We start from the raw sequence: 20502 nt of genomic DNA, 5'->3' as shown, positions 1-20502 counted from the left end.
TGATATCCCATAATCGACGAAAAAGAAACAGAACGTTAGCGTATAGTTAGAATTACGGTTACAATTAAACGCATAAGGCACGAATGTACGCATTATGCGTAAAGTGTACATATATGCGTTTAATTTCATTATTTAGGTTAAAAGGGATCGGAAGAGAATGAATCTAATTGATAAGATCGCCCTTGTCGGTCAACGAATGAAGAGCGAGCAGATTTCCCTGAAGGAGTCATTATTGGTCTCTTCAAGGGTTTCGGTCTCGGATGATAGTGTTGAAGGTGTAGATCGCCTCATCTATAACCATTGTTTGAATAAAAAAAATCTGTCAGATTTTTTTGGCAAGTCACGCGTCACCTTTAATAAAATCCTTGCCGATCTTGAAGATAGAGGTCTGGTTGGTGCTCCTATCTTTCAGAACAAAAACCATCTCTATACCAGGTGGGACGTCCAAAAAATCATGGATGCTCTGGGCTGTCCTCGGTACAGCGACTATTACCATAGCCGTGCAATCGTAACGCAGAACCATAAGGGCGGCACGGGTAAGAGTACAACTTCAGGGGCTCTTGCTGTAGCCGCAGCGCTTGATATGCATCTAAACGCAAGGACACTTTTGATCGAATGGGACCCACAAGGCTCAATTGGTAGCGGGATGATACAAAGTGTAGCGGAAGATGATGTTTTCCTCACTGCTATTGACGCCATCTTAGGGGTTTATGAAGAGGACTCAGATTACAAAAAATACCTTGATTTAGGGTATTCGGAAGAAGAAATCATTGAGAGTATGCCTTTTTCGACACACCTACCGAATCTTGATGTTATTACAGCATTTCCTACAGATGCGCGATTTAAAGATAAATACTGGCAGTGTTCCAGAGAAGAACGAACAGAGCTATTACTTCGATTCAAAGAAGTTATTCTGCCTGTTTTGAAGAAAAAATACGGCCTGATTATCATCGATACTCCACCAGAGGATTCGCCAATCACTTGGGCAGCTGATGAAGCCGCTGATGGCATTCTTGTTGCCGTATCACCTCGTGAATACGATTATGCTTCCACAACTGATTTCATGTTGACCATCAGCGAGCGTTTCAAACAATCGCCGAGCAAGGGCGAAAATCTGAGGTGGTTCAAAGTGCTGGCTGTTAACGTAGACGATAAGAGTCCATATGAAAAAATTGTTCTGGATAAACTGGTAAGAACAGTGCAGGAACTCTTTATGTCTGCAAATATTAAAAATTCCGAAGCGTTTAAAGCCGCAGCATCAAGGGGCAGAACCGTATTGGATATTAAAAAGTCTGAAGAGCTTTGCTCACCTAAGCAGCTTGATGTGGCTGAAGAATCTGTAATGGCGGTCTACCAGCAATTTATAAATGAGATTAAGAGTTTTTCTGTGAAAGAAAGGAGTAACGCATGAGTGATGAGCAGCATATCGGGAATGACAAATCCCGTTATATTAATGCACCTAAGCGTACTGAAGTCAGCCATCGCTCCGGGCTTCCAGGCCTGAAATCACAGCCTCGACTGAGGAAGCTGTTTGCTTTACATAATGGACGTAAGCTGGAAGCTGAACACATCATTGTACCGGCTGAGAAGGTGGAACTGGAAACCGCAGTACACCCTATGAACCCACGAAACCAGGAAGCTCTCACTGTAAATGCAGTTCGAGATATCCTGGAACAAATTAAGGTACGTGGTGTTGATACAGAAGGCGTTGCTGTCAAACGAAATGGGGTGTATCTGCTTATAGAGGGCAGTCGTAGGCGTTTCTGTTGTATTCAATCTGCGAAGGATTTGCCACTATGGGTGTTGCCGGATGAATTATCCCCGGAAGATATTAATTCCATCATTACAGCAGCACAGACATCACGGAGATTTTCTTACCGTGAAGTTGGATTCCAGTATTTACAGAAAATGAAAGACCTTGGATTTGCAACTAATGAAGAGCTTGCTAATTATCTCGGAATCAGCCATGTATCTGTTTCTAAGCGTATCCAGGCGGCGAAGATAGATAATTCTCTTATTGCTCTCTTTCCTGACTATGAAGGTATTCCTAACTCGTATTACAATCGCTTATCCCGACTACAGAAGTACGTCGAAAAGAATTTATTCTCTCTTGAGGAAGTTGTAGATAATGTTCGGGAGGAAATAAGGAGCTTGGATGTAACCGATATTTCCGAAGCACAGAAGACAGTAATAGATAAAATTACTACAGTAGTTGAACAGCTTGACATAAAACCTCCTAGCAAGGGGTGGGAAACTCGTGAATTAGCCGTGTTTGATAATAAAGATAAATATGCAAGGATTAGCAAAAATGCGTCTGGAAGAAAAATTAGGTTTGAATTTAATAGAATTAATAGCGAATTGATCGCAGAAATTGAGGAGTTTATAAAATCGAAGTTGAAAGAAAAAGAATAATTAAATTTTGCATTAACCCGCATCGCAAGGATGCGGATTTATTACTATGTTGACCTTAATTTCATTCCCTCCATTATCAATACTGTAAAGCCTTAATCATTCTAGATGCGTGTAACTGCATGATCTTTAGAACAAATATCCTTATAAATGAGATTGCAGGTCCCCATGACAGGGACCTAAATTAACTATTGAATGGGTTGATGTACAGGTTCAGAAAGAAAAGGCCTGAGATCTATGTGAACTGCTGCTGCATTACTGTCATTAATTACGTTTAAAGGGGCTTTACCTGGTAAAGACATTGTTGCAACGTCGGGACCTGAAACAGTAAAGTTATTTTCCGCGCTTGGCATTACTGTGAATATTTTTATTGCAACATTCTCATGCCGATACATAGATATCCCGAACGTGGAGCCTGCTTCAGTATTACTGACATCAACTTCAACCGGTGTCCTACCGATCACTTCATTGGTCAGTATATTTTTCACAATGGCACCATCAGGTGCTGTGTAGATGCGATAAGGATAAGCAAAAGCCACCTCGCAGCAGCAAATACAGATGACGGCCAATATAGATTTCATGATTGCTCCTGTTCCAAAAATGCAAGACTTAATGATTGCGTAACTAGCGTTGTGTTTGTTTCACCCGAGCCGGGAAATTCATATCTAATACTGAACAACAATGGCAATGTGGGTCCATCACTCGACTTTTGTGAAATTTTGGTAAATGCGTTATTAATAAACGTTAATTGGTCAGTGTTGTCGTAGCAAAGGCCGAGTAAACCAACAGTCGGAACAGTAAACAATGAAACTGAACCAGGTGTTAATAACAGTTTCCCACGCGATGAATAGGTGCAACGGCTTCCGGCTAGATTTAGATCCGATAACTCAATAAATTCCTTGGTACCATTCTTGGCGAGCAGCCAGACATCAGTGCCTGAACTCTCAATCAGAAAAGTAACTTTTCCGTCGGTATAGGATTCACTTTTGTTGCTCATCACAGGGTCGAAACCTACTGAGGGGAGGTCTGCAATTTTGCTTCCAACCGACTGACAGCCAGTCAAAAGACAGATAAAAATCACTCCGGCTGCTTTAATCATTACTAGCCCTCATAATCGTTTTCTGTATGGTGCTGATATCGAATTCTTCACCTGGGTAAACCGTCAAATTTTTGGAGAAATAATTAGAACCAACGAGGAAGCTGTTACGTTTACCAACCCAAACAAACTCTGAAAACATAAAAGACCTGAGTTTATCAGTCGCTATAATCTCGTAGGTATGTGAGGACGGTAATGATGCAGTCGCGACATCTGGGATTGTGACGGAAGAGTGAATTTTTTTGGGCACATTGAGACGTAGTGCGACTTCTGGTGAAGGGTCATACTCCTTTGAAAAATCCTGTGATTTTGAAGTTTGGGGGAGGGTGAATTTTTTACCCTGGTCTGGTCCAAAAATCGCAATAACGCTTTTATTCAATTTACTTACGGACACTATCGCCTGTAATGGGGTACTGGATAGGTCATTGACGAAAGAGATTGTCAGGCTGGAACCCGGCTCTAACCATAGAATTTTTTTACCGGCTGCATCTTCATCCAGGGATACAATATTTGATAACAAAACGCCATTTTTGGCTATAACGTCAAATGCAATTTTGGGTATCACAAGGTTCAAAGGCGTAAGTGTTGACTGATTTGCGATCTGGAGATAGTTACGCTTAGTCATGCTTGTTTTAATTACAGGTCTTTGTTGACCATTAACAAGCCACATACCGTCGACATATTTTGCAGAAATAGAAATAAATTCATAGTTAGCCTCAGATTTAGCAACTGACTGCTGAGAAGTAGGCATTGGTGTTTTAGTCGATGCGGTTGCATTGATTGATGGCCACACAAATGCCAGCACCGGTAAAATTATCAGTTTTAATTTCTGCATTATAAAGCAGCCTCTATGTTGTTATCTTTTAAATCCAGGTCAAGTGGTGTTGTGTTTTGTGTGTAAATGCCGTTCTTATTAAGGATCATTTGGTGGCAAATTAGGGTTGGTGTTGAGGCCAGTATCAACTCGACCAGCGTTATTGCCGGAACTGTAGTACGAGGTATACCTGGGGCTAGTAGTGCTGGATCGCTAATTGCTGACATGAACAGCGAGCCAGTATTGATATGGAGACAGTTGCCGACGAGTACAGGTAAGTTAGTCAAAGGTAACCCATGAGCCTTTCTGATGCTATTGACCGGATTCCGACCCAGTACAACGAGGTTGACATCGCTAATATTCATTGGGCTGACTGCGTGATCCATACCAAAAAGAAACTGACTCTGAAAGATATTCACGTTTGCCTGATTAAACGCGAGGAGAGCGTTATAGGTATTGTCGAAACCCTGTCGTATGTCCGTGTAGTCGGATGGACAAACACCGATAGTAATATTTCCTTTAAAAAGCACCTTCATCACCGTGGCCAGCTGGGTGGAGAGCAGTTTGCTGATCTCCTCTTCAAGATAACTGCGGTTAATTTGTTTATGCCAACGTCCGCCTCTTGCACACCACCGTTCGTTAAGAAATGTGCTTGGGTAATAAGTCCTACGATCATTATTTGTGGGTAAGAGCTTCTTCATCATCTCTTCACCAGCCCCGGCTGCTGAGAACACTCGCACAGAACGTCCATCAAAAATACCAGTGTTTATCGCTGTCATTAACTCCATGGGCTCAGGACCATAATCAAAGAGATTCCCGGTAGGGAAAATGATTAGTTCCTCATCTGGGCTCGATATCGAATGGATAAGATTACAAAGCGTCGAATAATGTCCATGGGGGTCTGCCAGAAAGAAAACCCTTCCGGAATAATTAGTCAGGTCAATTGTCTGGACGTGCTCAGATGCCATAAATGCCTCTTCTAGAAAGTACAGTAATAATACCGGATGAGTGTCGGCAATATTTTCGTTAAGAGGGCTAATTTCTGCGCTTAGGCAAAATAGAAGTTGAATTCATCTGTAGTATCCGCACAGAGAGACTTTTAAGTGCCGTCTTTGGATAGGATTTTTTAGTGTCGTAAAGCTGAAGAAAACGTCATTTATGTGTGTTTTTATCAAGTGTACATAAAGTAGAGCAAGACAATTTTTAAAAACGAAGGATTCTTTTTTAACAATAACTTACGTGTGTTTCTTGCCTCGTTTTTGTTGACCTAAAGCAACCATTAGTGTATAAATCCCATATCAAAAGTGGTGGGTTAATTAAACCAATTCGAGGGGTTCTGCATGACTGAATTAGTAAAAACAAAACTGGCTGTAGCTGAATCAAACTCTACTGAATTAGAGACACTTAAAGTTGTTATTGATGATGGTAGTAAAGCGGCAAAACTGGTTTGTGTTAACAATCAAGGTGACCTTGTTCCCTTATTGACTCAAAATAGTTTCGTTGCAGATTTCCGGGTAAGCCATGACGGGCTTATTCCGTTTAATTACCTTATTGATGGCCTTCAACGATTCTCTCATCACAGTGAATCTAGTAATGCCCTTGAAACTACCGACGTTGCGCATCAGTACGATGAGATCAGTCGTCTGAATGTTCACCATGCTCTTCATTCCTCTGGTTTAGAGCCGCAGGATGTTCATCTCTATGTAACATTGCCACTTAGTCAGTTTTATACCGCTTTGGGTGAAACCAATGACGAAAACATCCAACGGAAAAAAGACAACCTGATGAAGCCGGTTGAACGTTATATTGATGGTAAGCGTGTTTCATTTAATGTTGTTTCAGTTACCGTGTTTCCTGAGTCACTTCCGGCGGTAACTCGTGCAGATGAAATTGAGTTAATTGAATCTTTTGAATCAAGCCTGGTTATCGATTTAGGTGGGACAACACTTGATGTAGCAAGCATTACTGGTCAGCTGGAACAGATCTCCCGAGTCAAGGGTTTTGACCGTATTGGTTGTTCTATCGTATATGATGAAGTCCGTCGTTATCTGGATTCTTCAAAGCTGAACGCAAGCTACGCGTATATTCAACACTTGGTCGACAATCGTGATAACAAAGCCTCACTAAAGGTTTCTTCCGATGATCTTGATGGTGTCTTCCAAGCCGTAAATAGTGCCGTAGCGCAACTTCAAGAAAAAGTGATCAAAGCAGTCACTCAGGTGGAAGAACGTCCGCACAATGTATTCCTAGTCGGTGGGGGTTCTTACCTGATTGAACCGGCAGTGCGTGAACATTTTGATAAATCGAAAATCATCATGGTAGATAATCCGCAATTCGCTCTCTCACTGGCTATTGCAGATACTGTTTTTGCGTGATGATGGTTTTGTAAAGGGGGGGGGGTATGACAAAAAAAACTGAGAAGGAAAACGATCGCATCCAGATTAGCGCGTTTTGGTTATCGGAAAGGCAATCTCCGTATGCCTATAATTTTCTAAAAAAAAGTGACTTAACACATCGTGGCGAACAGCTTTCCATAATAAGGTCTGCAATCACTACGGGGTTAGTGCTAAATAACCTCTTCCCCGAGCTATCAAGTTTTATTAATGGACTGAATGAGAGATTAACGGCTGCTGATCTAAATCGGTTTTTTAATGATGAATTTAAAAAGAGTGATTTAAGTAATGAACAGTTGAAAGAACAAATAAGTCTTATGCTTGATTCGAAATTCAACGATTTAATTTTAAAGATTAATAATTGCAAGAATCCTGCTGCTGTATTTTCAACTAATTGTCAAACTGATGTCAGTGATGCAGTAAAGCCTGAGACAGCAAAGGAACAGCGGTTGGAATTAATGTCTACAGAACTGGCCAAAAACTCCATGCCTGTGACTGTAGAGACCTTGCCGCCTGTTGCGATCGCAAATCAGAATGATTCAGTTCTAAAAACTAATCATGGTTCTCCGGACGTTAACTTAGCTCAAACCGAAACCATGGCGCTCAGTGAACAAGCGCAAGTGCAGGGTGTGACAACAAAGCAGAAGAAAAGGGCAAATGCAAACCTCGCAAATCTTGCAAAGTAAATATAGAAGTATCAATTGATTAAAATTTGTAATCTCTCAAAAAAGTCAGCTTACCAGCTGGCTTTTTTGTTGGTATATTATTAGTAGATGAGGTTGGATGGTGAACCGGTTACATGTAGTTAATGGAACACTCAATGCTGCATAGCAAGTTAAATAATTTCGTAGAATTATAGATCCAACTCAAAAACTCATTATGAACCTCTTTGGTTGTTTCAGGTCTAACCAGTTTGTTTTATGAAACCTAATTTTAGTTATGTATACTACTAAAAAAAAGGTGGTTTAGCTCCTGTTTATGGTTGTTCGTTTGCACGATTTAAGAACAGGTGTTAAAACGGGTACAGATTTGTCCTAAAGTATTGGTTGAAGTAAGAAATATCTTACTAAAATTGGTACTTATTTATTATTTTATGTAAAAAATCTCTATGCTTTACTGGTCAAGTTAGGTTTTTTTGTTACCCTAGCACCCTATGATCCTAAGAGTTTCTGCCGTGCAATCTGGATGAGCATAAAGAAACTAACGGCATCATGTGTAACTGTTTGATTATTATAATGAAGGCTGACTGAATGTTATCACGCAACTCACTAATACATGGTTTACGTCGAGATCAGTTAATCGAAGTTCTGTCTATTTCTGAATTCCCAGTTGTCCTGGTCGAGAATCCCTTCATTCAGCCTGAATCAACGGGCAAAAAACCTGTAATTTTTAATATTGATGAATTTCATGTTTCTATCGCTCCAATTTCCTCCCTTAAGTACGACTGGGAATGGGCTCCAATTGATACAATACTCATCGAAGTGGTCATTCCACCTGCGGAAGCAGACCTCGTAAGCGCCGAGAATGATTTTCTTCGCGATGCGGGTATTGGCCATATTCAATGCGAGCCTGGTGGTGTATCGATACGCCGTACAGTGACATTTGTTGGTGGTATCACCGCCGACAATTTGCTGTATCAGCTTAGGCTTATGTGCGTGAGTGCTTTACACCTGATTGGAGAGGAACTGGAGGATGAAAGTTAATTACAAGAAACTATTACCTCTTGTAGTGCTCGGTTTAACAATTGCGGGGGCTTACTCGCTTTTCAACGCAAGACCGGCGGAGCCCGACTTGTACGATTTTACTGGCAAAGTTCTTAAAGCCACGTCTGTTTTCCAACCCTGTGATAAAGAATCCACACCTTCGTTAAACGTTAAAATTGCAGATAACGGAAACATACATATCAATGGTGTTGCATCAAAAGTTACTTTTGTTGAAAAAGTTTCGCCTGATGAAATTTCTGTTAAGTGTGCTGGGTTACCAATCAAAAATGCTCGGCTTGTGCATACGAGCTCTTACACCATGATAATTTCGGAAGGAAAAGGTGGTTTTGTTATTTCGGATTTGATACGCATCCAGGATAATGAAGTCATCTCCGGTATATGGTTCTTTAAGAAGAGAGCATAGCAATGAAAGAACTGGAAGCTATTGGAACGAAGGCTCTACGGGCTAGGGTCTTCAGCCAGTCAGTGGCGATGGCATTTGAAGTGAACGTCGACATAAGTCGGTCTGCTGATAATTCAGCCTTCATAAGCGAGGCTGAAAAATATTACCTTACTCTCCAATTCGCCCCTCCGGCTGACAATAGAGAATATGGGTGGAATTCAGAGGGAAGTATTCTCATGAAACTATCCCAAAACGAAGCCATGGCGCTGGCTTCTGTCTTCCTGAGAATTAAACCTACACTTAAAATTGAAAAGAGAAAAACCACGCATCGCACACACCAGGCTTACAAAAATATCACTATCGGCCCAAATGACCGTGGGGGCTTGTTAGTCACGTCAGGCATTGTTCCGGTCGAAAGGGGTTCATTTAAACCCATAAATTATAATCTTCCCGTAACGCAAATGGATTGTGTTTCAACAGGACTTTTTTTGCTTGGATTCTTGACGCTTAAGATGCCATGGGTATCCTCAGAATCGATAATAACTGCTCTGCGCCTTTCGGAGTCGAAAAGCTGTCAGTGAGTTAAAAATCTTCAATTTTTAGCAAAAAATTAATATTTTTTTTTCCTCTTAACGAACAAGATTTCAGATTTTTTTATCGTAGAGTAATTTTAATTCTGCGTAAAAAAAACAGGTGTTCGTCATGAGAAAATCAGGTTTATGTTTAACCCTGTTGTTTTCTTTAATTGCCTCGATTAAGTCGGTACATGCCGAGGCAATTATGATTTCCGGAAAACTCCAGGCTGATATGCCTGCCGTCACGTTTAATCCCGGCCCGGGCGATTTTGTTGCATTCGTAAACAATAATATAATTACTGCCTCAGGCTCTGGAACCGCATGTAATGTGACGGTTGATGATCGTGCGACATCAACGGTGGATAATCTTGTCTGCTTCTTTGAGTGGCTTCCAAATAGCTCTGGATTTACTGCTAACGGGTTCACGTTAACCGGGATTCCAAACAGCTCAGGAGACCTAAAACTCCCTTACAAAATTTCCTATTTTTCCGGTACAGAAAGGCAAAAAGTAGAAGTAGTGAAAGGGGAGTATACAGTTAATGCTCTCGTACCGGTTAAACCGACGATCACCGGCCTAAAGTCGTCTATGAATGGGCTGGTTCAAGAGGGTTACACACTTAAATCTTATATTAAGGATGAAGTGATCAGGAGTTTTGCCGTCTCAGTAGAACCCCGCAATTTTGTGCAATATATTTCTATCGGATCGGGTTCTGCCTGTGAAGTCCCTATTGGTGGGACCAGTTGCACGATCGATGTAGGAAGTATTAAAGTAAGTGATTCGGATTTATTGATAGGTTCACGGGAAATAACTGTCACCGCTAATTCGAAAAATAATTACTTTGCCCCTCCTGAAGCGCAAAAGCTTACGCTGACCTGGGACTACCGTCCTCCTGTTGTTGACCATACTCTCTGGAATTTCACTGATGAAGCTAAAACTATCAGTATTGGCGGTCAGCAAATCTATACCGGCGCTAAAACGGTAGCTGTAGCCGTCAAAGTGCCCCAGGAAGAGACTGAAGGCGAGTGGTGGCTACCAACAGCTATGACGCTGACGATGGTGCCGGACGGGGTTTTCAAGCCGACAACAAAAGTAACTTTGGATGACGGTACGGTTATCGACTTTAAGCAATCCTGGGTAACACCGATACGGCGTACCCTCCAGCCCGTGAGCGGACCCCAGAAGGTCGGCGATGAGTATCTGTATATCTTTGACTTAACAGACCTGACGAATGGCTCTTATGCCGCCACGTTCACTATAGAGAATACTAGCAAGAATACGTCTACGTACAATGAGCCCGAAAGCAAACTGATGCTTTCTGATAACCCCACACTCATGGTACTTAAGGATGGGGCAGCGCTGGCAAAACGAGCACCTGTTTATTTCTTAAATGAAATTATTGTTGCCGCATTCCAGGGGCAGGCCGGGGTTGCGGATATTAAAGCCGTTACTATCGATAACAAAGTTGTTGAACTCACCCCAACGAACTACAAAGGCATTTATTATCTGCCGGTGGGGGATGATCTAGATGTGAATGCTGACCACGAAATCACAGTCGTGGCGGAAAACCTGTATGGCAAGATTGTGACATTCAATACCACTTTCACGTATCAACCGACAGGGTTTGCGCTTAAAAACTTAGAAAAAGACGTCACCTTGTATTCTCGCGTTCGGCAATATACCGATCTGATGAGTCAGACAGCCGGTGATAAATGCACTCTCTTTACTACGGAAGAGAACGCGCAGGCTTATCTTGAGTGGTATGGCGGCAAATCTGATATCACTGCCTGTTACCCTCAGTGGAACAATGTACCGGACGGGCTTGAATTTTACTTTAAAGGCAGGACGCCAGGACTTACGGGGTTCTTCAATAAAACTGGCGAAAACCTGCTCGATTACCAAGTCTATATGATAAACGGTAGAGGCTCTAAAGCTGTGTCGGCCAAATACCGCCGCGTATTGACAACTCAACTGCCATATAACCCAATCCTTACTTACAAGAAAAATAAGTTGGTAACTGGGATCAACCCTAACACTGCACTAGCGTACACGACAGGTGGGGAAGCTGCTCGCCTCTTGGCAAAAGTGGTACCTGCTGATGTGACAGTCTATGTTTCGCAAAACGGGGGTGAGAACACAAAAACGACGTTTAAAAACCGTTCATCAAACAACGATGCAACTACATTCGTTCAGCGTCTGAAAGTAGCCGCAGCCCCACTGTGGACGAAAAATGTATTCGACATTGCTGTAGAGTACTCGAAGGACCCGACAATGCGGACCGCCGATACACTTAACGTGTATACGGTCCCCGACTTCAGCATTCGGGCTACGATGGAAGTCGAAGACAAAAAGACGGCTACTACAATGGAATTACCGTTGAAGGTGTCAGTTGGGCGCTATAACAATTCAACTCGCAAAAGCTCATTTAGCCGGACGACAATGGGTGACTGGGATGTAACCATTTACGCTCAGAAAAGTATCTATGGTAAAGATCCAGAAACAGGCCGTTTTAAAACGACGTATGAACGTACCCCATTAACCGAGGCATTGCCGGTGAATGATGCCGGGGTAGTCGAAACAAAAATCAAAATCGAGAATATGGACCTTGGGAACATGCGTCTTGTCGGGATAGCTAAAGTCCGTTCGCCTTTCGCTGATTTTGAATTGACCCGGGAAACAAGTGCGGTCGGCATACGTGTGTATAAGGGTGAAGAGCTGGAGGGTAATCTCTCAAAGAGCCTGATTATCGGCCGTATCCCGCTCAGTACGCTTGTGAACTTCAAATCGGCCAGCACAGCTAACTCTGATGCGCTTGCTCCTACCGAGTGGCAGGAGTCGTCAGACAATGGGCAGACATGGACGATGCTTTCGGACATGACTGGGAAGAGAAGTATTTCAATCAGAAAAACTGACGTCGGTAAGTGGCTCTACAGGGCCAAGATGACCAACAAGTTTACGTCAAAAGTGTCTTATAGCGACGTGCTGACAGTTGTAACGTACAAACAGCCTAAGCTAAGTATTGATGTTGCGGAAATTCTTGAAGGCGATGATTTACCAGTCTCGTTGCTGGATAATGATGAGCCGATTCCGCAGGGTACGGCTGAAGTAATGTGGTCGGAAGATAAAATTAATTGGGTCGCGGGTGACACTACCTATACCGTGACTGCCGCTGAGAAGCTTCCGCCAACTATCTACGCCCGGATGCGCTATCTGGATTCAGACGACCTGGCTGAAGAGTCCTCCTGGAAAGAGACGTCTGCGCGGTTAACGGTCGCTAAACCCAAGCGCCTTTCCGTTTCAGTGAGCAGCATTTCAAAGGTAGAGGTGGGAAGTAAAGTTACTTTAGATGGTAAATACTCCAACCCGAACAGTCGGTACCAGAACGGAAATGACGTCATTGAAGAATGGACTGCCCCTGACGGACAGAAAATCAGAGGGCCTAAGTTGTCGATGACGCTGACAGAGGAGATGCTGGATAAGCAAGGCTATGCGGCATTTACATACAGTGCATGGCTCGCTGACAGCAAGGAAAGTACCATTTCCACGCGGAAAGTATCGATTAAGTCCTGGGTGTATAAGTTCCCTGAAATGAAAGTCAGTACGAAGCTAAAATACACTATGGCCCCGTCGACCTTACACGTCGCCCTGACCGGAATAAAAGACGGTGACTATCCGGGAGTAACTTATTCACGGGAGTGGATCTACGATAAGGAAAATATCTCCATTTCAAAAGATGAAGGAGATACGAAAGAGTTTGCAATTGCGAAGCCGGGTAAATATACGTTGATGATCGTTTTCCGCGATAACCGTAATAACGAACAGCGTATTGAAAATACCTTCGTCGTCGATGAGCAAACTCCGATGACTGTTGAAATGACCCCAAAATTCTCTAATAAGTTCATGAGGGCTCCTCTTGATGTCACACTAAGATCTAATATTAAACTGGCGCACTCTGCTGACAGTATTGATACGGTGACGTATAAAGTAAATGGAGAGGTTGTCCAGGGTAGTAAAAACTATTGGGCTCAGGGAATTCCCGGTCTTACTGAGAAAAAATATGAAATCACGCTGGATGTTGTCAGTAAAATGGGACAGCGTGGTACAGCATCAGTAGATTTTGATGTTGTAAAAAACGCCGCTCCGCAATGTGTGCTAAGCCATACAGAATCCAATATGAGCTGGAGTTTCACAAATAAATGTGTCGATACTGATGGCAAACTGGTTCGTTATGAATGGTATATCAATGATGAACTAAGGAATGTTTTTGGCAGCACTGCGACACTATCGAAAAATCTTAATCGTGGGAAGCAAGATATCCGTGTAGTCGCATATGATGATAGTGGAGATTCAGCAACACAGCGCACGGTCGTATATGGCCCAGATGAGGAAAAATCAAAGGCTGTAGAAACAACTGGTACATCGCAGTAAGACAAATTTATGTACTGAAATAGAAGCCGGGACAGTAATGTCCCGGCTTTTTGTCTTTGGTCTTTTGAATTGATTTCGTCGGAAAAGTTACTTTGCATGAACGGTGATACAAGTCTCATGAATCACCAATCAATGGCAATAATGAAAGAAAAAGAGGGGCGTAAATTATCAGAAATAACTGGCTTTGTAGAAATAATGACGGTCCAAAACATGGATAATAGGTATTAAGGTAATGTAAAAATTAGTCCTTTGGTTCCGGTATCTGAGAGAAGCAGGTTATGAGCGAATACATACCTAAGAAGCGTGGGTTACTGAGTTTTGATTGGTACGTGCCGATCAATTTGGCAATTCTGATACTGGTACTGGCCATCTTCTTTACTCGATTTACATTTGGACATGGGCTATTAAATGGTTGTTTACCTGCTGATTTTTACATGATTGACTTGAAGGATAAATCTGTCAAGGCAGGAAACATCATTGCATTTCATATGCCAAAATCAGTCCGATTTATACGTGAAAATGAGAAGGTTATTAAAATTGTGGCGGGGGTAGGCGGAGATCGCCTAAGAGTCACAATGGATGGCGTTTATAACGGGAGCAAGTTTTATAAAGCTAATGCCAGACGTATTTCAATGAAATACAACATACCTGCTGAGTCTATTGAAAGAGAATTAACTATTCCGAAAGGAGAAGTTTTTTTAATTGGCCAAACGGATCACTCATGGGACTCACGATTTTGGGGGCCGGTTAAGTTGACTTCAGTTATTGGGAAAACATATGCGATCTATTGAATTAAAAACAACGATTAAGCCTCTGGCCACCTGCCTGGCGTTTTACGCCTTGATGTCCACCGCTACGGCTAGCCCCCAGTATCAACAGGTTGCTGACGACATTGCTAGGCAAGCTCAAGTATTGGGCGCTCAGTCAACGCCGCCGGAAACAGCAGAAGGCCCGCTCTCGTCAGGCTCTCTGGATTCTCCGGATGTCCAGAAGTACGTCCGCCAGGCTGAAGCTTTGAAGCAAAACAGGGACATCAGTCAGCCAACGAATCGGGGCTATGTACCGGGTATGAATGCTGACAGTGTGCAGGCGGTTATCGATCATACTCAGGCTATACGCGCTCAGAATAATAATTCTGAAGCAGTTAATGACATTATTCGCAGACGTGATGAAATTCAGGGAAATATTCAGCTGAACGACTCAGCACTGAAGTCTGTCGAAAATAAACCAGAAGTAATGCGCAGCCAGTCGACGAATATCGAAAAAATGTTTGGTACCTCAGGGATCACCGCCGCTGACTTCGAACGAAAAATAGATAGCAGACGGGAAGAGGTGCTTTCGACAGAAAACGGTATCACTATCTTTGCGTCATTTAGCCTGCCTGATTACGTCCTAGAAGATCTACTCCGTACCGCGTCACAAAATAAGGCGAGAGTGGTTTTTAATGGTCTGAAGAAAGGCACGACGCGTCTTCCGGAGACTCAGGCTGCAATCAATCAGTTGGTGGTGAAGGGGAAGTTTGACTCTCCACTGATTACGATTGACCCTGATGCGTTTGACCAGTACCAGGTCACGCAGGTCCCGACAATTATCTCCCGTGAGGAATCCCGATTCGCTAAAATGGTCGGTTCGTTTAACGTTGATTTCTTCCAGCGAGAACTGGCCAGAAATCCCGATCAGGATATTTTACCTAATGCTGGTACGACCTATCCGGTCGAAGAGAAAAGCATTATTAAAGAGCTCGAAGAGCGAGCACAAAAGTATGACTGGGAGGGCGCCAAGAAGCGAGCTGTTGCAGACACATGGAAGAACCAATTCATGGTTAATCTGCCTCCGGCTCAGGAGCACAAGGAATGGTTAATTGACCCGACTATCAGGGTCACTCAGGACGTGAAAGATAAGCAGGGCCGCGTCATTGCTTCTGCGGGCGAGCTGATTAACCCGCTGAGCAGGTTCCCGCAGAACCTCACCATGATAATTTTTGACCCATTGAATCCGGGGCAGCTTGATTGGGCTGAGAAGCAATATCGCCAACTTCTTGGCAGCGGACAGGTTATGCCGATGTTTACGCGAATTAAACAGGAAAATGGTTGGGACCATCTGAATGATCTGCGCGAGAAATTTAACGGGAAAGTATTCAAAGTCAATGAGCAAATTATTTCCCGCTTCCAGATTAAAAACACTCCAGTGTTGATTTCAACTGAAAAAGATAAATTCCGGATAACGCAATTCAGTGAAGCTGAAATACGTGGTGTTGGAGAAAAAATCTCGGCAGAGGAGAACTGATATGAAGATCGGATTTATTTTAGGGGCGCTGCTGGCCACATGGCTGACTCTGAATTACCCGGACCTGATGAGAGAGTATTTCAACAAAGTGGTTACGTATATGGAAAGCGTGACAACATTCATTACTAAATAGTGAGCGTGCCGGTGAAGAAGCTAAAAAAGTTACTTTTGGAAATTTTGGTTGCTGTCATGCTGTCATTTTCCCTGCCTGCAATGACCATGGCCGCAGATACCGGCGTCCCGGGAGCAATGTGCCAGTCAGCTGGTGTGTGGCAGGGACTAATCAAAAATATCTGCTGGAGTTGCATCTTCCCGATGCGGATCATGGGAATTGGTGCGGCACCTGAAGGTGCCGCACCCTCACGCCCCGGCTGCTATTGCACAGACCAAAATGGGATACCAGAAATCGGATGGCAGTTAAGTTTTTTCCAGCCAGTTAAAATCGTAGAAGTAGTGAAAAGCCCATGGTGCAGCCCATTTTTGGAGGGAACCATGTTGCAAAAATCACAGTTCGATATTGGCAAGAGCAATACTAACCAGCCTATGACTGCTACAGAAGCCGGATTCTACGACGTACATCTCTGGGAATTCCCGATCATGACAATGTTGAAATTGCTGATAATCGGTGAATGTACAGCAGAACCTTATATTGATGCCAGTCTGACGTATATCAGCGAAGTTGATCCAATGTGGGAAAGTGATCTGTTGACGCTCGTGCTGAACCCCGAAGCTGTGGTATTTGCAAACCCTATTGCCTCAATGGTATGTGCTGCTGACTGCGTGGCAGTGACTGCCGGAAAGGATAATTTGGCTGCCTATTTTTGTGCCGGTTGTGATGGTAACTTGTACCCGCTTACAGGGCACGTCTATGCGAATGATGATGCCGTCAGAACCAGTTCCCTTATTACACAACGACTACTAACTAAGTTACATCGGCAAGGAATGCTAATGAGAACAATGGGAGCAGATGCAATGTGTGAGAAAACATGGGAATACTTCACTCCTCGTTCACAATATAGACTTTCAATGCTTTACCCAACGCCAGAAGCTAAAGGGCCTGATTGCTGCCATAGGCTTGGTGACTCCGTACATGATTGGTCAACGCTGAAAGGTGGACGAAAGAAAATAGGCATAGATAATTATGTCTATATGCTATGGAGATATAATGACTGTTGCGTGCGTTTTAATCCCGGCGCTTAATTGCAGGAGGCTTTTAATATGAAAACTAGGAAATTAATTGCTTCAACAATTATTGCGTCTATGCTCGCAAATACTATGAGTTGGGCATTTTACGTTTCGCTCATTAACATGGTTATGACACCAAAAATATACGCAGCTGATGCGATATTTGATCAGTTGGAAAACAATTTTGACCTTGCGAACCCCAACGCAAATCGAAATGCAACAACAAGTGCTCAGGATATTGTAGAGAAGTACAAGAATGCTGATTCCGGGGAAAACCTGAGCGGAAAAATATCAGATAAATATGTAGGTAAAGCAGATTCAATAAACTTAGACGTTGGGAAGTACGGGGCGCTGAACTCAAACGAAAGTGTTATGAGTAATGCTGCATCTGACGGCAAGTCGATCGGTAAGACCGTACAGTTACCGAGCATGACGGGCGGTACGATCAACTCTAATTATACGAAAGAGGGGGCAAAGTTACTTTCCAGAGACAGTAGCGGTAACATTGGTATAAGTAACAACACGAATACAACGGCAGGAACCAAAACCAGTACAGGAGAGCTATTCAGCTCAGAGCAGAAGCACAGTGATATTCAGTTTAATTCCGGTGGCCGGTATGGAGATGAGGATGGATTCATCAATGACATCAAAAATCGAAAAAGTCAGCTGTTTGAAGCGCAGAGTTACGATGGGGTTGCCTACCGTACACTGGTGAATGCAAATAAAGACAACCCAGCATCTAATATTAAACCTAACGACCCTATGTTCAATGCTGGCCGAAATGAAATTGGTAATGCTGTAGCCGGTACAGGCAACTGGCTACAGAGTTGCAATACGGAAACAAAAAAACAAACTATTACTACACACTATCCAGATTATAAAGAGTTTTACTGCAACTCACCCAAGAAAGATAACTTTAATAGTTGCACAATAACTCGTGATTTTTCCGTACCTGTTTATATCTCAGGTGGTAATGGTGATATGTCTATGTGCGGGGATAATTGTGTGAGGGTCTGGTTCGGCAGAAGAGACGACAACTATTGGAACGATGGAGTATATGACAACTCATTAACCTTAAAATTTCATCCTGATGCAAAGCTTGCAACTGCGAAAATAATTAATGCAGAGTGGGATGATCATATGAGGGTCACGCTTGATGGAACGCAGATTTTTGCTCACATAGATGGAGAATATAGAAGTAGCAATTATCCATCACCACAAGGGCCATGGGAGCTGAAAAAATCATGGAAGCTTGACAAAGTCTACGATATTACCGACCAGGTAAGAAACTCTGTATATCAGGAGGTGGACCGTGAAGTGACAATGGCGTCACGCGTTTGGGTAGGTGGCGGTGGGGAAGGCTATTTTGAAGTTGAGCTGACTTTTGAAAATATGAAGCTGGAGGATAAACATATACAGGAACCCGCAGGTTGTTTTGATGCAGTACAAACGCCGAATTCATTCTGTCGGTTTGACCGGTTTGTGAACATGGATGTCGGTACAAAGCGGCTCCCGGAAACTGTGCTTAAAATGGCCACACCGCTTTATAAAGGCGATACCGGGTTCTTAACCTGGAAAACAAACCTTGAAGGTTACTTCTGTGATCCCCTGGCGAAGGAAAAGCTGTGCTCATATGATGCGAAGGGAAACATCATGAAAGACGCCGCAGGAAAAGACCTCTGCTACAACTACGACGACATTAAAAATATGCCTGACGCTTGCGGCACATATAAAAATGATGCTGCGTGTGTGCTCGATACACAGACTTGTGCAGAAGGTTGGTTCGATGAAGGCACAAATACATGCTACATGTATGAGCAGAAATATACGTGTGACAGAGGTAAGGACGTCGTCAGAGAGGTAGAGTCACAGACTAACGCCTGTGTAGGTATGATCCCATGTTCTGGTGGAACATGCGAAACCGGCCCAAAAGAGGAAAACAATGATTTTGGGAAAGTGGCCGCGTACTCAAACATGGTTCAGTACATGCAGGGTGAGGCAAAATGCGAAGATCCCAACGACCCTAATTCCTGCTCCGTCTTTGAGGGGAAAGCAGAATGGTGCGGCAGGTCCGTTGGTTTTGTGAACGGGCTGGCCAAAACAGATTGCTGCGAACAGCCACAGGGTACCGCTGGCTCACTAGAGGCGATTATGCTGGCTGGGTCGATGATCCGAAACACGAACTGGACACGAGTGAATGCTCAGCTGGTAAGCTGGACCGGTGGGGAGAGTGGAACCTGGGCTTCAATGGCTAACTCGGTTGGTGAATGGACAGCATCGGCAGGTAAAACTGTTGGTCAGATGTGGAACAATGTCACCAGTTCGCTAACCAGCGTCTACGAAAATGTGGCCGGTAACCTTGGGCGAACAGTAGGTTCATCCACTGCTGGTGGAAGTGGTCAACTTGCTAAGGAGACAATGAGCTCTTTCGGGCTTGGTACCCTTAAGAAGATGGCCATGGAAAAAGCATATGACTTGCTTCCCGATACAGTAAGGGACTTCGTTTTTAAAAATGTAGCGACAACGGGTGGCGAAGTAGTCTTTTCAGCAGCAATTCAAAACTTTATGCTTGCATTAAATGTCATTGGCTGGATTTATACCGCATATCAAATAACAAAAATGTTGCTTGAAATGCTTGTGGCCTGTGATCAAAAAGAAATGGAAGCGTCTATTCATAAAAATCAGAAATCCTGTTTCACACTGGATACTGAACGCTGTGTTAAATATCTCAATATGGGATTTACAAAGAAGTGTGTTAAAAAAGCAACAGACATGTGCTGCTACAATTCAATGTTATCTCGCGTGATTATGCAGCAGGCGTATCCTCAACTTGGAATAGATCCGGTTGCTTCGAGTTGCGTTGGATTATCAATTAGTCAAATACAGAGATTAGATTTTGATAAGATCGATTTAACTGAATGGATTAACGATGCCGTCCAGGTCGGAGAAGTTCCTGATCAGTACGCTACATTCTCCGAGTCATCGATAACAGAAAATTTGCCATTTAAAAATGAAAATTACCAACTTCCATCCCAAAGAACGAAAGAATCAATGGGTGGTGAGGATAATATGATAAAAGCTAGACAGGAAAATAATCAGGCAATTAAAGAGGAGAATGTGGACTGTAGCTATCTACCACGGCCCGCGATTTGTGAAGTTGGGTCAACTTATGTAGACCCAATTACTGGGAAGGAATTACCAAAATACTAAAT

16 protein-coding genes are annotated in these 20502 nt (G+C 43.1%); 12 read left to right on the top strand and 4 right to left on the bottom strand.

What is annotated here, in order from left to right; all coding sequences use genetic code 11:
• Nucleotides 1-157: 157 nt before the first annotated feature.
• Both C2U54_RS27110 and C2U54_RS27105 read left to right on the top strand, forming a co-directional pair.
• Nucleotides 158-1411 (top strand): ParA family protein, encoded by a 1254-nt coding sequence (locus C2U54_RS27110; protein ID WP_015063110.1) that lies wholly within the window; start codon nt 158-160, stop codon nt 1409-1411.
• Nucleotides 1408-2412, top strand: a complete 1005-nt coding sequence (locus C2U54_RS27105; protein ID WP_022652164.1) for a ParB family protein — start codon at nt 1408-1410, stop codon at nt 2410-2412. The genes C2U54_RS27110 and C2U54_RS27105 overlap by 4 nt, the downstream gene beginning before the upstream one ends.
• Nucleotides 2413-2597: 185 nt before the next feature.
• On the opposite strand, the gene C2U54_RS27100 is transcribed toward C2U54_RS27105, so the two are convergent.
• The 4 genes from C2U54_RS27100 to C2U54_RS27085 are packed head-to-tail and all read right to left on the bottom strand — an operon-like array spanning nt 2598 to nt 5287.
• Entirely contained in the window at nt 2598-2990 is a 393-nt protein-coding gene (locus tag C2U54_RS27100; RefSeq protein ID WP_022652165.1) for a hypothetical protein, read from the bottom strand.
• Nucleotides 2987-3508: a hypothetical protein gene (locus C2U54_RS27095; protein ID WP_015063113.1), complete on the bottom strand. Its 522-nt coding sequence runs from the start codon at nt 3506-3508 to the stop codon at nt 2987-2989. Before C2U54_RS27095 ends, C2U54_RS27100 begins: the two co-directional genes overlap by 4 nt.
• Entirely contained in the window at nt 3501-4340 is an 840-nt protein-coding gene (locus C2U54_RS27090; RefSeq protein WP_015063114.1) for a hypothetical protein, read from the bottom strand. Before C2U54_RS27090 ends, C2U54_RS27095 begins: the two co-directional genes overlap by 8 nt.
• Nucleotides 4340-5287: a metallophosphoesterase gene (locus tag C2U54_RS27085; protein ID WP_015063115.1), complete on the bottom strand. Its 948-nt coding sequence runs from the start codon at nt 5285-5287 to the stop codon at nt 4340-4342. Before C2U54_RS27085 ends, C2U54_RS27090 begins: the two co-directional genes overlap by 1 nt.
• Nucleotides 5288-5659: 372 nt before the next feature.
• On the opposite strand from C2U54_RS27085, the gene parM reads away from it, so the two are divergent.
• The 10 genes from parM to trhN all read left to right on the top strand — a co-directional run bounded on the left by parM (nt 5660) and on the right by trhN (nt 20500).
• A complete protein-coding gene (parM, locus tag C2U54_RS27080; protein ID WP_015063116.1) occupies nt 5660-6694 on the top strand; it encodes a plasmid segregation protein ParM domain-containing protein in 1035 nt (344 codons plus the stop codon).
• Nucleotides 6695-6720: 26 nt separating this feature from the next.
• Nucleotides 6721-7398: a hypothetical protein gene (locus tag C2U54_RS27075; RefSeq protein WP_015063117.1), complete on the top strand. Its 678-nt coding sequence runs from the start codon at nt 6721-6723 to the stop codon at nt 7396-7398.
• A gap of 564 nt (nt 7399-7962) precedes the next feature.
• Entirely contained in the window at nt 7963-8415 is a 453-nt protein-coding gene (locus C2U54_RS27070; RefSeq protein WP_015063118.1) for a hypothetical protein, read from the top strand.
• The gene (locus tag C2U54_RS27065) at nt 8405-8839 is read left to right on the top strand and encodes a hypothetical protein (RefSeq protein WP_022652166.1); all 435 of its coding nucleotides are present in this window, start codon (nt 8405-8407) and stop codon (nt 8837-8839) included. Before C2U54_RS27070 ends, C2U54_RS27065 begins: the two co-directional genes overlap by 11 nt.
• A gap of 2 nt (nt 8840-8841) precedes the next feature.
• The gene (locus tag C2U54_RS27060) at nt 8842-9399 is read left to right on the top strand and encodes a hypothetical protein (protein ID WP_022652167.1); all 558 of its coding nucleotides are present in this window, start codon (nt 8842-8844) and stop codon (nt 9397-9399) included.
• 121 nt (nt 9400-9520) lie between these two features.
• On the top strand, nt 9521-13819 hold the full coding sequence (gene rsp / locus C2U54_RS27055) for an IncHI-type conjugal transfer protein RSP (protein WP_040113304.1): 4299 nt from the start codon (nt 9521-9523) through the stop codon (nt 13817-13819).
• A 278-nt stretch (nt 13820-14097) separates the two neighbouring features.
• A complete protein-coding gene (gene trhF / locus C2U54_RS27050) occupies nt 14098-14610 on the top strand; it encodes an IncHI-type conjugal transfer protein TrhF (RefSeq protein ID WP_015063122.1) in 513 nt (170 codons plus the stop codon).
• Complete coding sequence (trhW, locus tag C2U54_RS27045; RefSeq protein WP_015063123.1) at nt 14597-16105, top strand: IncHI-type conjugal transfer protein TrhW; 1509 nt, start codon at nt 14597-14599, stop codon at nt 16103-16105. Before trhF ends, trhW begins: the two co-directional genes overlap by 14 nt.
• Before the next feature lie 144 nt (nt 16106-16249).
• A complete protein-coding gene (trhU, locus tag C2U54_RS27040; protein WP_022652170.1) occupies nt 16250-17305 on the top strand; it encodes an IncHI-type conjugal transfer protein TrhU in 1056 nt (351 codons plus the stop codon).
• A gap of 18 nt (nt 17306-17323) precedes the next feature.
• Nucleotides 17324-20500, top strand: a complete 3177-nt coding sequence (gene trhN / locus C2U54_RS27035) for an IncHI-type conjugal transfer protein TrhN (protein ID WP_015063125.1) — start codon at nt 17324-17326, stop codon at nt 20498-20500.
• Nucleotides 20501-20502 lie beyond the last annotated feature (2 nt).

The sequence above is a fragment of the Leclercia sp. LSNIH1 genome, from assembly GCF_002902985.1.
In the GTDB taxonomy this organism is placed as follows: Bacteria; Pseudomonadota; Gammaproteobacteria; order Enterobacterales; family Enterobacteriaceae; genus Enterobacter.
The sequence above is the reverse complement of the archived record's forward strand: the minus strand, read 5'-3'. Positions and strand labels throughout refer to the sequence as shown.